A 15,277-nucleotide genomic window follows, 5' to 3' on the forward strand; every position below is an offset into this window, starting at 1 on the left:
AGTATTTATTTTATGTCGCTTCATACCTGCAATTTTAAATTTTATTCGAATTCAAAGTAATTTTACCTGTTTTCAACGCTTTACCTGTTACTGATAATTCGATTTTACCGGCTTCTTCTGTTGATTGCACCAAAACAACTAATTTACCACTAAATAATTTCATAGTTGGCAAATGAAATAGTTCTAATGAGGTCGCATCTCCATTACAGGCCGCACGATAAGTTCCTTTACCTGTAACATTAAATTTTAATTGTTCAGTGGCAGTTTGACAAAGATTTCCGTTTTTATCTACAACTGAGACCGTTACAAAAGATAAGTCTTCACCATTGGCTTCCAGCGTATTTCTGTCTGCTTCCAATTTTATCTGATAGGGTTTTCCTACCGTATGTATTTCTTCCTCGGCAACCACCTTTCCGTTTTTGTCAAGTGCAACAACTTTTAGTATTCCCGGTTCATATTTAACATCCATCCACATCAAACGATATCTGGCTTGGGGATTTGAATTGTTTTTCTTCTGAATCCCCATGCTTTTTCCATTCACAAAAAGCTCGGCACTATCATAATTCGTATAAACAAATACCGGTGTTGTCTGACCTTCTCTGCCTTCCCAATTCCAATGAGGTAAAATGTGCAAAGTTTGATCATTAGTATTCCAACGGCTTCTGTATAAGTAAAAACGATCTTTTGGCAAACCTGCTAAATCACTGAGTCCAAAATAAGAACTTCTCGAAGGCCATTTGTCGTCATAAGGTGTGGGTTCTCCCAGATAATCAAATCCTGTCCATACAAATTCTCCAATAACCCAAGGCTTATCGTCCTGTAAAATAAAATCGTCCTCTGGCAAATTCGACCAGCTGCAATATTCTAGATCATAAGAAGAGCTTTGAAAATCATCATATTGTTTTGATATTCCTTTTTCGGCCGGAAATTTATAAATCCCACGTGAACTTACTGTTGAAGCGGTTTCTGAGCCTAAAATAAATCCCTGAGGAAATTTCTTAAAAGCTTCTTCATATAAATGTACTCGATAATTTAACCCGGGAATATCCATTAAGGCTCCAAATCCGGATTCCATTGTAGCTTTCACCTGATCCATCCCTACCGTAACTGGTCGGGTTGGATCTTCTCTGTGAAAAATTTCCTGAAGCCATTTTGCTCTTTTCACACCTTCAGCTCCCCATTGATCCGGAACCTCATTACCTGAACTCCACATTACGATCGAAGGATGATTTCGGGTAGCGTGAACCAGATTGATAATGTCTTTTTCAGCATCGGTTTTGAAAAATCGGTTGTAACCATTTTTAACTTTAGGTTTCGCCCATTCGTCAAAAGTTTCGGCTAAAAACATAAAACCCATTTCATCACACAATTCAAGCTGTTCCAATGAGGGCATGTTGTGAGAACTTCGAATTGCATTACAACCTAAGTCTTTCAAAATGGTCAATTGTCTTCGTAAAGCCGCTTTGTTAATAGCTGTTCCAATAGGTCCTAAATCATGATGCAGACAAACTCCTTTAAATTTTCTGATTTCTCCATTTAAACTAAATCCTTTATTTGGCTCATATTTAATGGTACGAATTCCAAATCTTGTACTGGTCTCATCTTTAAGAACATCGCCAGCATATATTTGAGTAACAGCTGTATAAAGATAAGGCGTTTCCGGACTCCATAATTTTGGATTTTTTACGGCTATATTTTCCTCAAATTCATTTCCGAAAAGGGCATCTGATTTATTTTCAGAAATTTCATTTCCGTTGGCATCTTTTATTTTGATGGCAATTTTAAGATTCTCGCCTGTAACTTTTGTTTTGATATTTACTTTGGCCAAATCCTTTGTAACAACAGACGTTGTAATAAAAGTTCCCCATTGGTCAATGCTTTCTTTGTTTTTTACAATCAATTTTACTTTTCTATATAAACCTGCTCCGGGATACCATCTTGATGATAAGCCTACATTAGAAACATGAACAGCCAGACTGTTTTTCTCCGTCCCCGAAACATAATCGGTTACATCGAGATAAAAATAATTGTATCCATAATTCCACTCTCCTGCTTTTTTGCCATTTACAAATACTTTTGGCTCACTCATGGCGCCTTCAAAAAGAAGTAAGACTTTTTTGTTCTTATTTAAATTAGGAACTGAGAAATCATTTCTGTACCAGGCCTCACCAATGTAAGGCAATGAACCAGTCCTACCCGTTTTTTCAGTAGCCACTTTTTCTCCATTTTGAACAATGGCAATAGTTTGTTTATCCACTTCTTTATCAAACGGACCGTAAATAGCCCAATCATGCGGTACTGTTACCGACTGCCATTTTGTGTCGTTAAAATTACTTTCAAAAGCTTTTTCATTTTTGCCTTTAGCAAATTTCCATCCTTTATTTAATTCAGTAATAGTTCTTTGCTGAGCGTTAAGTAAAAAACCAGCTACTAAAAAAGAAAGAATGAAAAGAGCGTTTTTTTTAAAATGCATTGTTTTTGTGTTGTTTATTAATGGCAACTATAAATATAATTAATCCAAGTGAAAAACTTCTTTCAACCCTACCGCTTTTGGAGAATTATCCGGATTAGTTTCCATAATATCTCCCATATAAGCCCACCATTTTTTTACTATTGGATGATTCGGCAGCAAATCAAAATCAAAGTCAGTACTTATTTTTTGGATTGCAAAAAGAATTAAGGTTTCTTCGTCCAAAAAAATACTGTAATCGTGTATTCCGGTTTCCGAAAGTAAACTTGACAATTCTGGCCAAATTTCATCATGTCGTTTTTTATATTCTGCTTCAAAACCCGGTTTTAATTTCATTTTGAAAGCATTTCGAATTGTATTATTTTTTGACATCTTTTTATTTTTAAGAGTTGTATTTATATTTTAAAAATATTGAAAATCTAATAAATTATTTCAAAGTAGTTTCAATTATCCAATCATCTGTCCTAAAAGGAGATGCCGGTAAATTTTCTACATTAAATAAATTAGGTTCCGGAACTGGTTTCCATGCAAAACGAACTGCTACAGGATTTTTTACTTTTTCGGAAGAAACTAAAATTGTCTTCCCTTCAATTTTAGCTACAGCTGTATAAAAGATTTTGTCTTCACCTGCAATCTCAAATTCTTTTAAATCTTCAGAAGGTTTTCTAAAACCCGAATCTACATTATCAAAAAACAATTGAACTCGATTTTTTGTAATTTTCATATGATGATACATTGGTCCTGAATACACCAATTTATTTTCACCATATGTTTTTGCTCTTGCAATCAAAGCTAATCGATGACCGACAGTCTGTTTGTCAATTGGATGAATGTTTGTTTCGTTTCCAACATCAGTAGTAACAACCATTCCTGCATTTGTTATTTTTTTTAAAGATAATAGTTGTGCTTCCCTAATCTCAGGAGTTTGTCCTTTATGAGGTGCAATTTGTACATAATAAAAAGGAAAATCGCCTTGTTTCCAATCTTCTCTCCAACTTTTTACCATGGCAGGAAACAAGTTCTGATACAATTTTGCTTTTCCTGAATTACTTTCTCCCTGATACCAGATCACACCTTTTATTCTGTAATTTATTAGAGGATGTAACATCGCATTATAAAGCACATACGATGTCTTATTTGCTTCTTTTTTGGGTTTTTTAATTTCCGTTTTTAAATTATTATTAGCTAATTGTTCATTTCTTAAATTCAAATAATACGTTTCGAGTTTTTCCTGATATATTTTTTCGTTTTTAGCATCCTCTCCCAGAATGGTTAAAAAATCGGTATTATTTTCTAAAACGTTTTGTGGTGTCCAGGCTTCGGCTTTTGTGCCTCCCCATGAAGTTGAAATTAAACCAATTGGAACTTTTAACTTTTGATACAAATCCCTTCCAAAAAAATAGGCAACAGCCGAAAACGTTTTTATTGTATTAGGCGAACATGCTGCCCAGCTTCCTGTAACATCGTCAAGTGGTTTGGGAGAAGCATTTGTTAAAACAGTAAACAATCTAATATTAGGGAAATTGGCATTTACAATTTCCTCTTCGTAGTTTTTAACTCCCGTTTTCCAGGTTGCCTCTTCTTTGCCAACCGGGAAATACATATTCGACTGTCCTGAACAAATCCATACTTCTCCAATCAGAATATTATTGAGTACAATTGTGTTAGTCGCATTAATTGTTATTGAATATGCTTTTTCACTTCCTTGCGGAGTATCAACAGCTACTTTCCAATCTCCAGCAGAATTTGCCATAACTTCTACCAGAGAATTTTGCCATCCTAACTTAATAGTTATTTTTTCGTTTGGAGATCCCCATCCCCATAAATTAACTTTTGCATTTTGCTGCAAAACCATATTATCTGCTACTAGAGCAGGTAATTTAACCTGCGCTTTTATTGAAAATTGAACGCTTAAAATAATTAAAACTAAAAACAGATTTCTCATGTAAATCATAGCTATTAAAATTTAAAACTGGAATTTTAAAGATAGAGGACGAATATAACATTGGTATCCTGTGCTTCCCTGTTTTTATTAAGATATAAAACAAAAAAAAGAGCAATAACCACGTTACTGCCCTGTAAAATTAAAACCACTTAATTTTTTATAAATTACTATTTAAATTCCAAACTACTTTGAAAAATATAATATTCAAATTTATTCATTAAATATCTGATAACAATCCTGTTGTAACCTGCTTTTAAGATAAACTAAACAAAAAACCGCCTCAAATTTGAGACGGTTAAAAAAACAATTTATAGAAAGTGGGGTAAACTTAGTACCCTGGATTCTGCATTTCATCTTTTTCTGCTGCTGTTAATGGTCTTCCATTTGCATATATTCCATCAAGGAAAGTTTGCGGAATAGGGCGTAAAGTATGATAATCATCAACGTTTGGAGCTGCTTCTATATTATAAGCTTTCGCTCTAGCAACCAAAGTTTTAGTTCTGCTTAAATCCTGCCAACGATGAAATTCACCACAAAGTTCTCTTGTACGTTCATTTAACACTAAGCATAACATACGGTCATAATCGCCTCCATAGCCCAGTTTTGATATAACAGTCTCGTCCTCTGCAGGTAACATACTAATATTATTAATCGTTAAACTTGTAGCTGCAGTTGAAGTAGCAATATTGTTGGATTCATAATATGAATTTTCAGGAATAAATGAAATCGGAATGCCAGCCTGACCAGCGGTTGTCCAGGCTGCAGATCCATCTGTATAAGCCGCACGGTTTTCTCCCGCTTTATAAGCACCACGGTTTCGAACTGCATTAATGTAGGGTAAAGCATCAGCAAACGTTCCAGCACCTTGTTTAGCCAAACGTACTTTTGCTTCGGCAGCTATTAAATAGGTATCTGCAGAACGTGCTAATATAATATCTCTTGATCCTCTCTGACTTGTTAAATCGATCCTTGATCCATCCATATATTTACTTAGAGATGGAAATCTTACATCGGCCATTAAACCAACTTTATCTGCAGCATATTGCACATAAGCACTCGGAATTGTTTTTCCAGTTTTTGGATCAATGATAGCATCTGTATTTTTAGTTTTAGCAAAACGAGTATCATTTGGAGTATTCATTATATAGATAATACCTAAATCACCATTTTTATAAATATTTCCAGATGCGTTGTTTATAATACTTTTTGTCTGAAAGCTTTTCCAAAAGCGAGAATCATTGACCTTATCGAATACATCATACGTAAAATACGTTGGAGCCAAACGACTGAATGGTCTTCCCCCTGCAAGGTTACGCTTCATTTGAGGCAGTTGATCATAAGTGGATAGGAAATACAAATGTTGCCAATTTGACCCCGTATTTAACTGACTTGAATTAAATTGGCCCGCTAATATTATTTCTGATAATTTTTCATTAGCACCATCAGGAGCAGTAAAATTCCATAAATCTACAAAATTAGGAGCTAAAGGATGGTGAGCAATAACTTCATCTGCCAAGATAACTACTTTTTGTAAATCAGCAGTTTTTGTCGCCGAATTCCAACTATCGTTTATTTCACTTGCACGAGATAGATAAGCTTTTGCCAAGTAATGTGCAACAGCATCTTTTGTGATTTTTGCTGATCCCCCGGCATTATCCAGTAAGTCATACGCCTGCGTAAAATCTGCTATGATTTGTGTAAAGACTTCTTCAGCAGTAGCTCTTTTAAATTCAACTTCAACAGTTGTACTCAAATCTAATTTTAATGGAACACCTCCATACTGACTAACTAATTTTAAATAGTTGAAAGCTCTTAAAAAATAACCTTCACCTAAAGCTGTTTTTTTGATAGCTGCATTAGTCGAAACTATTACTGTAGCAGATTCAATTAGCTGATTAGCATTCCCAATAGCAACGTATAAGTTGTCCCAATTCGTATTAGCTGCAACAGTATTTGCATTTGAAACCGTTACAAAAGAATTCAATCCTGATGCATATGAATTCCAAATATGATTAGAAGGATCCCCTCCTGCATGAAACTCGTCAGTACCAGATTGTGTGGCAGTAAGAGGCACTTCTAATGCAAATTCTAAAGCAAAAGACTGATAATAAGTCCCAATTGCCAAAGCCTGAATACCAGCTTCGGTTTTGTAGTAATCTTTAGTGTAAGCCGTAGTTAGCTTTTCGTCCAGAAAATCATCACTGCAAGAAGTACTAAGACATAATACTGCAATCAAGATCAAATTAATATATAGCGTTTTATATTTTTTCATAATCATCATTATTAAATTTTAAAGTTCAACATTTAAACCTAAAGTAAATCCTCTGTTAGAAGCTGTTGACTGTGTATCCAAATCCATCCATTTTACTTTATTATAAATCATACCCGGATTCATAACCTGAAAATACAGTCTCAATTTAGAAACTCCTGCTTTTGCAGCCATTTCATTTGTGAAATTATATCCTAAAGATATATTTCGCATTTTTAAGAATGCACCATCACGATAACCTAAGATTGGAAAAAAAGAATCTCCTGTACCCGCAGAGTAAATTGGTTTTTGATATTCAGCATTAATATTGTTATCAGTATAAAAATCAATAGATCTTTGACTGCCCTTAGCGCCTTCATTTTCACCACCTGTATTATAAAGATATCCCAGACGTCCATAAATAAAGAATGATAATTCTACATTTTTATATCTAAATGTATTGGTTAACCCTGCAATATATTTAGGATCAGCACTACCAATTATAACACGGTCATTATTTGCATCAATTTTGTAATCACCATTTTGATCCACCGGCCTTGCATTACCAAATGTAAATGAAGCGCCATTAGCATTAAATTTAGCCATTTCTGTAGCATCCTCCGGTTTCCAAATTCCATTTGACTCATATCCATAAAGCACATTTTGTGGCTGGCCTATAAATAAATTATTATTGATATCATCAAATTTACCAGTTGCCAATGTTACAATTCTGCTTTGTTGATAAGAAAAACTTAAATTTGAACTCCATTCAAAATCCTTTGCTCTAACATTTATAGTATTTAATGTAAGCTCAACACCTTCCCCTTCTGTCTCACCAACGTTTGCATAAGTATCTCTATAACCCGTAGGTGTAGGAACGCTTCTTTTTAATAATAAATCAGTTGTATTGCTCGTATAGTATTCTAAAGTTCCGGATAATCTGCTATTGATAAAAGAGAAGTCAATACCATAGTTAATTTGTTTCGTTTTTTCCCATCCTAAATCTGGATTTCCTAAAGTTGCATTATTTACTAAACCTGAACCGTTAGGATAAACAATACCAACCAGTGGTGGTTGTGTAGAATAAGGATCAACGGCAGCATTGCCGGTAATTCCAAAACCTACTCTAAGCTTTAATTGATCTATCCAGGAAACATCATTTAAAAAACTTTCCTGATTCATGTTCCATGCCAATGAAGCACTTGGGAAAAAATCCCATTTTTTTCCTTCTGCTAATTGTGATGCTCCATCATATCGTCCTGATGCCGTTAACAAATATCTATTGTCATAACCATATGTTACCCTCCCCATGTAAGATAACAAACCTGACTCAATTAAATTAGTAGAATAGTTACTAAGAGTTACATTTGAAGGAGTTAAAGCGTTCCATTTGTTTTCAGGATTTTTAACATCATTAGCAGCCATCATACTATCTTCGTATTCATAACCTGTTTTACTCTGTAAGAAGGTAAGACCTAAATCATGTTTTCCAAAGGTTTTATTATAAAAAAGTAGATTATCTAATGTATAAGAGACTGTTTGTGCTTTAATCAATGAAGCAAAACTTGTTCCTGAACGTGCAGCTGATCTACCATCTAAAAATACCCCATCACGGTAAGAAGTTATATCCGGTCCAAAATTTAATCTGTATTTTAAACCACCCAATACCGGAATAAGTTTACCTAAATCTAATTGAGTATAAAAACTACCAAAGGCTCGTAATGTTACACGTTGATCCTGAGAATATTTATCTTCATCGATAACTGTTCTAATAGTATTATCTCCTCCAGGATTATCAATTCTGTTACCGCTACTATCATAGGGAACTGTATATGGGAGATTAAGTCGTGCTGAATTATATATACCGGCTGTACTGCTTACAGCAGATCGTCCAATATTTGATTGTCCATACTCATTTATACTATAGCTCGTATTAAGATTAGCTCCCATAGAAAACCAGTCCGTTGGTGTAATATCTACATTCGCTACGCCATTATAACGTTTAAAACTTTGTCCCTTTAAGACTCCTGTGTTTCCTGTATAACCAAATGAGCCATATCCCTTCATTTTTTCAGTTCCTCCACTAACAGCTATCGTATGCTGCTGAGTAATCCCAGTACGGGTTACGAACTTTGTCCAGTCTGTTGTTGCCACTTTAGAGCCATCCCATGTACCATTTTCCCATCCTTTTGCAATATTTGCCCAAGCAGATGCATCTGCCGATTTTAAAAAAATTAACTCATCATTAGCGATTGTTGGAGCGTCACCTTTTGGGAAAGCTGTTGGATTTGAATAATATCTAGCCCATCTACGAAAATCAATATATTCACCAGCAGACATTATTGGAGCATTTTCATGAATTTTTTCTGTAGTAAGTGAAGTACTGTAGTTTAATGCAAATTTACCATTTTTGCCCTTTTTAGTGGTTACGATAATAACTCCATTTGCTCCACGTGAACCATAAATTGCCGTTGCAGATGCATCTTTTAAAACATCAATAGATTCAATATCGCTAGGATTCAAAAAATCAATACCTCCTGAATTAGAATCACTGACATCACTGACTGATTTACCCAAAGCCCCAGCCAATGGTTTAGAATTATTAATTGGAACTCCATCCACTACATAAAGAGGTGAGTTTGAAGCAGAAATAGAACGGGCACCACGTATTGTTACTTTTCCTACAGTACCTGGCCGCTCATTTGAAGAAATATCAACACCGGCAGCTTTTCCTTGCATAGCCTGAACAGCATTTTGAACCGGTCTTGAACTTATTTGTTCAGAGCTTACACTCACAATTGACCCAGTTAGGTCTTTTTTCTTTCTCACCCCATAACCTACAACAACAACTTCTTCAAGAGAATTATCAACTTCTTTCATGATAATATTATACACTCCCGTTTCATTCACAGTTTTCTCTTCTGTTTTAAATCCTATAAAACTATAAACAAGTACTGCTCCGGAAGAAACATTAATTGTATAACTACCATCCAAATCCGTACTGGTTCCCTTTTGGGTTCCTTTTATAAGTACATTAGCACCTGGTATTGGTAACCCGGAGGCGTCTTTAACGACTCCTTTAATTACTTTGCTCTGAGCATAAGCAGAGGCATTGAGCAATACCATCATTGCTATAGTCAGCAGAAGATTTAATTTGTTTTTCATAAATGTTAATTTTGGTTAATTGATTAGTTATTTCAAATTTATTCACAAACTGGATTCGCAGTATCCTGTAGTATCATGTACTACCTGCATCATCTCATTAATTTCATGTGTTTCAGGTTTGGTTTATATGGTTAATTATTTTTTATCTTTAAATTTAAAGTTAGTAAGAATGAAACTACAAAAAATACAAACGTTAATCAGTTCGGGGGCTGATCTTTTCATCCAAAAATTTATTATTCAATGAAAAGCACAATCGTTTATCAATTATTCAAAAAACAAAATAATAATGCAATCGATTACACAAATGTATTATTTTTTTTATAATAAAAAATAAAACGTTAAAAATATTTTAAATAAATAATAAATTGACAAAATAATTACATTAAACATAAATATCATATCCTTAATTTACAGAAAAAGACTAATATTTTTACACAAATGTAATCGATGACATTAAAAAATCATATGATTAATACCTTGTAAATACCTTACAAACAAAAAAAACGCCTCAAAAGAGACGGTTTCTTCAAAAAAACAAAATAAAAATTGGGGCAAATTTATTTTTTAGTCATAATCCGGATTCTGATCGTAAAGTCCAGGAACTGCTAACATTTCTGATAAAGGAATTGGATATAACAATGAATTTTTATTAATTGTTCTAATTTTATTCCCAGTATCTTCGGCTGCTTTCCACGCATTCATAATAGTTAAAGCATTTCCTGACCTGATTAAATCAAACCATCTTGTTCCTTCAGAAAAGAATTCTTTTCTTCTTTCATCAAATAATTGATCCAATGTGATATTTGATGCATTTGCAGCCACACCTGCTCTCGTTCTTACCTGATTTACAATTCCGTCAACATCCGCCTGAGTTCCGCCTCCACCATGAAGTGTACATTCAGCCATCATCATCAATACGTCTGTATAACGAATTACCATAAAATCCACACCCCAGTCTTCACGCCCTCCAGTTCCGTATCTGGTTGGATCAATGTATTTTTTGTAAACGGGAAAAGTATAACTTCCTTTATAAGTACCTGAAGCTACTGTATAACTTGTGGCAATACCAATAGCTTTTCTATTGTCATTTGCAGCAAACATATTTAAAAAACCTGTTGAAATAGGTCTGCCTTCCAAAGACCCCTGATTTGAAGTTATTCCTACAGAAGCAAAATAAGGCTCATACCCTACTTCAATCATGAAATTTCCTCCAATTGAACTTGCTAAGCTTTGTGTATACGGAATAGTTAATACATTTTCTTTATTTGCAGTTCCTTCTAATTTAAATATGCTTGCGTAGTCTGTACCAAAAACAAATGAACCACTTGTTTTAATATCATTTAATTGTTGATATGCCTTATCCCATTCATTCAAACCAAGCATAGCTCCATCAATACCGTAAGTAGGACTTGAACGTGTCATATATACTAAACCTAATAATGCTTTCGCTCCATATTTAGTAACACGGCCAACATAAGCATTATCTGTAGTTGAAGTTGTAAGATCCGGAATTGCCAATTCTAAATCTGAAATGATGAAATTGTAAATATCTACAACAGGACTTCTTCCAATTTTTGACGCTTCTTGTGCTGTCATTGTTCTGTCTATTAACGGAACCCTTCCAAACCATCTGATTAAATCAAAATAACAAAATGCTCTTAAAAAACGGGCTTCGGCAGCCATTGATGCTTTATCTGCCGGATTTGTAAAAATAACATCTCCTTTTTCAGAAATTTTTTCCAATAACTGATTCGCTTTATAAATAGCATTAAAATTACTGACATAAGCTTCTTTTACGTAGGTATTAGAACTAATAGAAGTATAAAAACTATTAATCCCTTCCCAATCCCTAGAAGCTGTTGTTAATGCTAATAAATTATCTGATCTGGTTTCACTTAAATTCAACACCCGATTTACATAACCATAAGTACCGGTTCCATGAAATGCAACTGAATATACTGCATTTCTTGCCTGAACAAAATCTCCCGGGGTAGCATAAAAATTTTCTTCAGTGCCTTGTGATAAAGGTACTTGTGCAAGTTCATCTGTGCAGGAAACTGTACCAAGCAAAAGTAAATTTGCTGCTAGTAAATAAATATATTTTTTCATTTTAATTAAAATTAATGTTAAGACCTAAAACGATTGATTTTGCTAAAGGCGCCCCTCCATAATCTACAGGAACTGCAAAATCATTATTTGAACTTCCGGAAGTATTTACCGCTTCTGGATTAAAACCTCCACTGTATTTATTCCAATAGAACCAGTTTTCACCTGTTACATAAAGCCTCATATTATCTATTCTTTTAATACTTTTAACAGCTTCTCTTAAATTATATCCTATAGAAATACTTCTGATACTAATATAATCGGACTTATACATCCAATCAGAATTTGCCTGATATCCAAAAGAAGTTTTCCAGTTTCCTCTCACTGCAGGATCTACATTTAATGCATTTTCAACTGATCCCATTCCGGTACGATTAATAGCTCTTCCAGTTAATCCATAAACTGTTCCTCCGTTTTGACCTTGTACCAATACGCTTAAATCCAAATCTTTGTATTTAAAAGTATTCGTAATGCCCCAAGTATATTGTGGTGTTGGATTTCCTAAATCAACCCTGTCTTCTGAGTTAATTTTTTTATCACCATTTTGATCAATATATCTTGGATCTCCCAAAACTAATTTGTTACCCCCAATAGTTGTTCCTCCATTATCAATATCCGCTTGAGTTACTACTCCATTTTGTTTCAGACCGAAAATAGTATACATTGGTTTTCCTACTTCTAATTTTACAAATGGAACACCTCCGTCAAATGAATTACTGATTTCTATTTTAGTCTGATCAGGACCTAACGCCAGTACTTTGTTTTCGTTATGACTTATATTAGCGGATGTTCTCCATTCAAAACTATCAGTCTTAGCATTTAGGGTATTGAATTCAAACTCCCATCCTTGATTTTGAACCGATCCAACATTAGTAAGATAACTTGTAAATCCTGATGCTCCCGGAACCGGAAGTCTTAGCAACAAATCGCTGTTTGTTTTTCTATACATATCGAATGTTGCAGAAATTCTGTTTTTTAGAATTGAAAAATCCAATCCGAAGTCAATACTTTTAGACTCTTCCCAGTGTAACAACGGATTTCCTATAGAATTTACTCCCTGACCAATTGCAACAACTCCTCCTGTTGAATAATTAAACGATCCTAATGTAGAGTAAGATGAATAACTACCAATATTGTTACTACCATTAGTTCCTGTACTGGCTCTTAATTTTAATTCATTCAGCCAATCCACATCTTTTAAAAATGACTCCTGTTTAACTCTCCAGCCTAATGATAAAGAATAAAATGTACCCCATCTTTTATCACTTCCAAACTTAGATGAACCATCACTTCTGATACTAGCAGAAAGGATATACTTTTCTTTATAATCATATTGAAATCTACTAAAAAAAGATAATAAAGTGTTTTTTTCAGAATTAGTAGAACCTAAAGATCCTGTTGGAAGTGTTTCAATAGTTGAACTATTATAAAGCCCACCTGAAGAAAGGCTCGATCTTGTAATTTTGTAAGAACTGAATGACTCTCCTAAAAGAACATTAAAACTGTGATCCCCTAGAGATTTAATGTAAGTCAAAGTGTTTTCGTTTACAATATTTAATCTTCTGTAAGTATTATATGCTCCCCTTATGCTTGCCTGAACATCATTTGGTGTATAACTTTCAAATACATTATCAGAATTATCGAAATTAAGGGTACTTTTTAGTGTAAAGTCATTTGCAAATTTATAGTCGGCATAAGTCGAAACTAAATTTCTATACATCGAATTTTTACCAGTTCTGCCCAACGCATTAAGCATATTAGTAGTGCTGCTTCCCCAAGCATATCTTGTTGTATATTTTTCACCCGCGGCATTAGCAGCACTTTCAAAAACAGGTGTTGCCGTAAGCGCTTTAAATAAAGTATTATCCTTTCCTTCAACTCCAGGATCGTTTTTTTCAGAATAAGAAGGAGCTAAATTAATTCCGATTCTAAAACTATCAGATAGTTTAACATCAATGTTTGCTCTTGCAGAAAACAAAGTATAATCTGTACCTACAATGTATCCAGTGTTTTTTTGATAATTAGCCGAAACATAATAATTAACAACATCAGTTGCTCCTGAGGCGGATAATTGATAATTACTAAACTCACCTGTACGGAAAACTTTGTCCTGCCAATCAATATAATCCAATCCGGGATGTCCCGGAATATCCCATCTGTCATCATACAAATACGTATAATATCTGTTATTGCTTGTATTAAGAGGTGCTGTAGGATTTACTGAATTATAAGCAGCAATACGCTCAGCGTTTGTCTGATTTGCAGAAGCTCCTGTAATACCTGAAGCTATCCATTGCGTATCAATCATTGTCTTAGCTCTTCTAATCCATCCTTCAGATGACAACATATCCACTCTGTTCGCTTCTTTATTTATACCTCCGTAGGTATTAAAAGTAAATTTAGCTTTTCCTTTTTTCCCTTTTTTGGTAGTAATTAAAACAACACCATTAGCAGCTCTCGAACCATAAATTGATGCTGCTGCCGCATCTTTCAATACCTCAATAGAAGCAATATCATTTGGATTCATATTATCTAAAGGACTTCCATTTGAAAACCCCCCATTAGCATTTGTTCCTTCTGTAGAAATAGGAAAACCGTCTACCACATACAAAGGCTCGTTTCCGGCAGTAATAGAACCTGCACCACGAATTTCAATACTAAAAGGCTGACCAGGTAAACCAGTAGTTTGTTTTACACGAACGCCTGCAATCTGACCAATCATGCCCTGATCAACTCTGGAGATAGGTCTTTCAGTGAAATTTTCTGTTTTAATAGCAGATATAGCTCCAGAAGTTAATTTTTTCTTTTGTGTACCGTACCCAATAACAACAACTTCATTTAAACTTGAACTTTCAGCATCTAAAGAAATGTTATAATTATTTGAAGTGCCTATTTTTAGTTCTCTTGAAACAAATCCTACGAAAGAAAAAACTAAAGTTTCTCCCGGAGAAACTGATATTTTATAATGACCGTCAAAATCTGTACTCGTTCCTCTATTTGTCCCTTTTACTAATACGTTCACTCCTGGTATAGAGAGTTTAGCCTGATCAGTAACTGAACCAGTGACCTCTTTATTCTGTGCATAACCGGACGCATGCAATATTGCAAACATGACTATAATCAGCAGATGATTAATTTTGTTTTTCATAAAAAAGTTAGATTTCATTAATAAATTAGTTTACTCAAATTTATTCAGAACCACATTCGACAGCATCCTGTAGTATCCTGCTAACTTTCAATACTTTATACTTTACATTTAATTTTTATTTAACAAATAAAGGGCAAGTTACTGATTAACAACACAAACTCACACTATTTATATTACTACAGAATTTAAAATTTA

General features: G+C 34.1%; 7 protein-coding genes. All 7 read right to left on the reverse strand.

Annotated elements, in window-relative coordinates; all coding sequences use genetic code 11:
• Positions 1 to 34 precede the first annotated feature (34 nt).
• On the reverse strand, positions 35 to 2,473 hold the full coding sequence (locus tag ACEN2I_RS02790) for a DUF4982 domain-containing protein (protein ID WP_441764601.1): 2,439 nt from the start codon (positions 2,471 to 2,473) through the stop codon (positions 35 to 37).
• A 39-nt stretch (positions 2,474 to 2,512) separates the two neighbouring features.
• On the reverse strand, positions 2,513 to 2,842 hold the full coding sequence (rhaM, locus tag ACEN2I_RS02795; RefSeq protein WP_441764602.1) for an L-rhamnose mutarotase: 330 nt from the start codon (positions 2,840 to 2,842) through the stop codon (positions 2,513 to 2,515).
• A gap of 55 nt (positions 2,843 to 2,897) precedes the next feature.
• Complete coding sequence (locus tag ACEN2I_RS02800) at positions 2,898 to 4,424, reverse strand: sialate O-acetylesterase (RefSeq protein WP_441764603.1); 1,527 nt, start codon at positions 4,422 to 4,424, stop codon at positions 2,898 to 2,900.
• A gap of 319 nt (positions 4,425 to 4,743) precedes the next feature.
• Positions 4,744 to 6,687, reverse strand: coding sequence for a RagB/SusD family nutrient uptake outer membrane protein (locus ACEN2I_RS02805; protein WP_441764604.1), 1,944 nt, complete (start codon positions 6,685 to 6,687; stop codon positions 4,744 to 4,746).
• 18 nt (positions 6,688 to 6,705) lie between these two features.
• Positions 6,706 to 9,828 (reverse strand): SusC/RagA family TonB-linked outer membrane protein, encoded by a 3,123-nt coding sequence (locus tag ACEN2I_RS02810; RefSeq protein WP_441764605.1) that lies wholly within the window; start codon positions 9,826 to 9,828, stop codon positions 6,706 to 6,708.
• Positions 9,829 to 10,392: 564 nt separating this feature from the next.
• On the reverse strand, positions 10,393 to 11,937 hold the full coding sequence (locus ACEN2I_RS02815) for a RagB/SusD family nutrient uptake outer membrane protein (protein ID WP_441764606.1): 1,545 nt from the start codon (positions 11,935 to 11,937) through the stop codon (positions 10,393 to 10,395).
• Between the two features lies 1 nt (position 11,938).
• Positions 11,939 to 15,082, reverse strand: a complete 3,144-nt coding sequence (locus ACEN2I_RS02820; RefSeq protein ID WP_441764607.1) for a SusC/RagA family TonB-linked outer membrane protein — start codon at positions 15,080 to 15,082, stop codon at positions 11,939 to 11,941.
• Positions 15,083 to 15,277: the final 195 nt, after the last annotated feature.

The sequence above is a fragment of the Flavobacterium sp. W22_SRS_FK3 genome (assembly GCF_052113665.1).
Lineage (GTDB): Bacteria > Bacteroidota > Bacteroidia > Flavobacteriales > Flavobacteriaceae > Flavobacterium.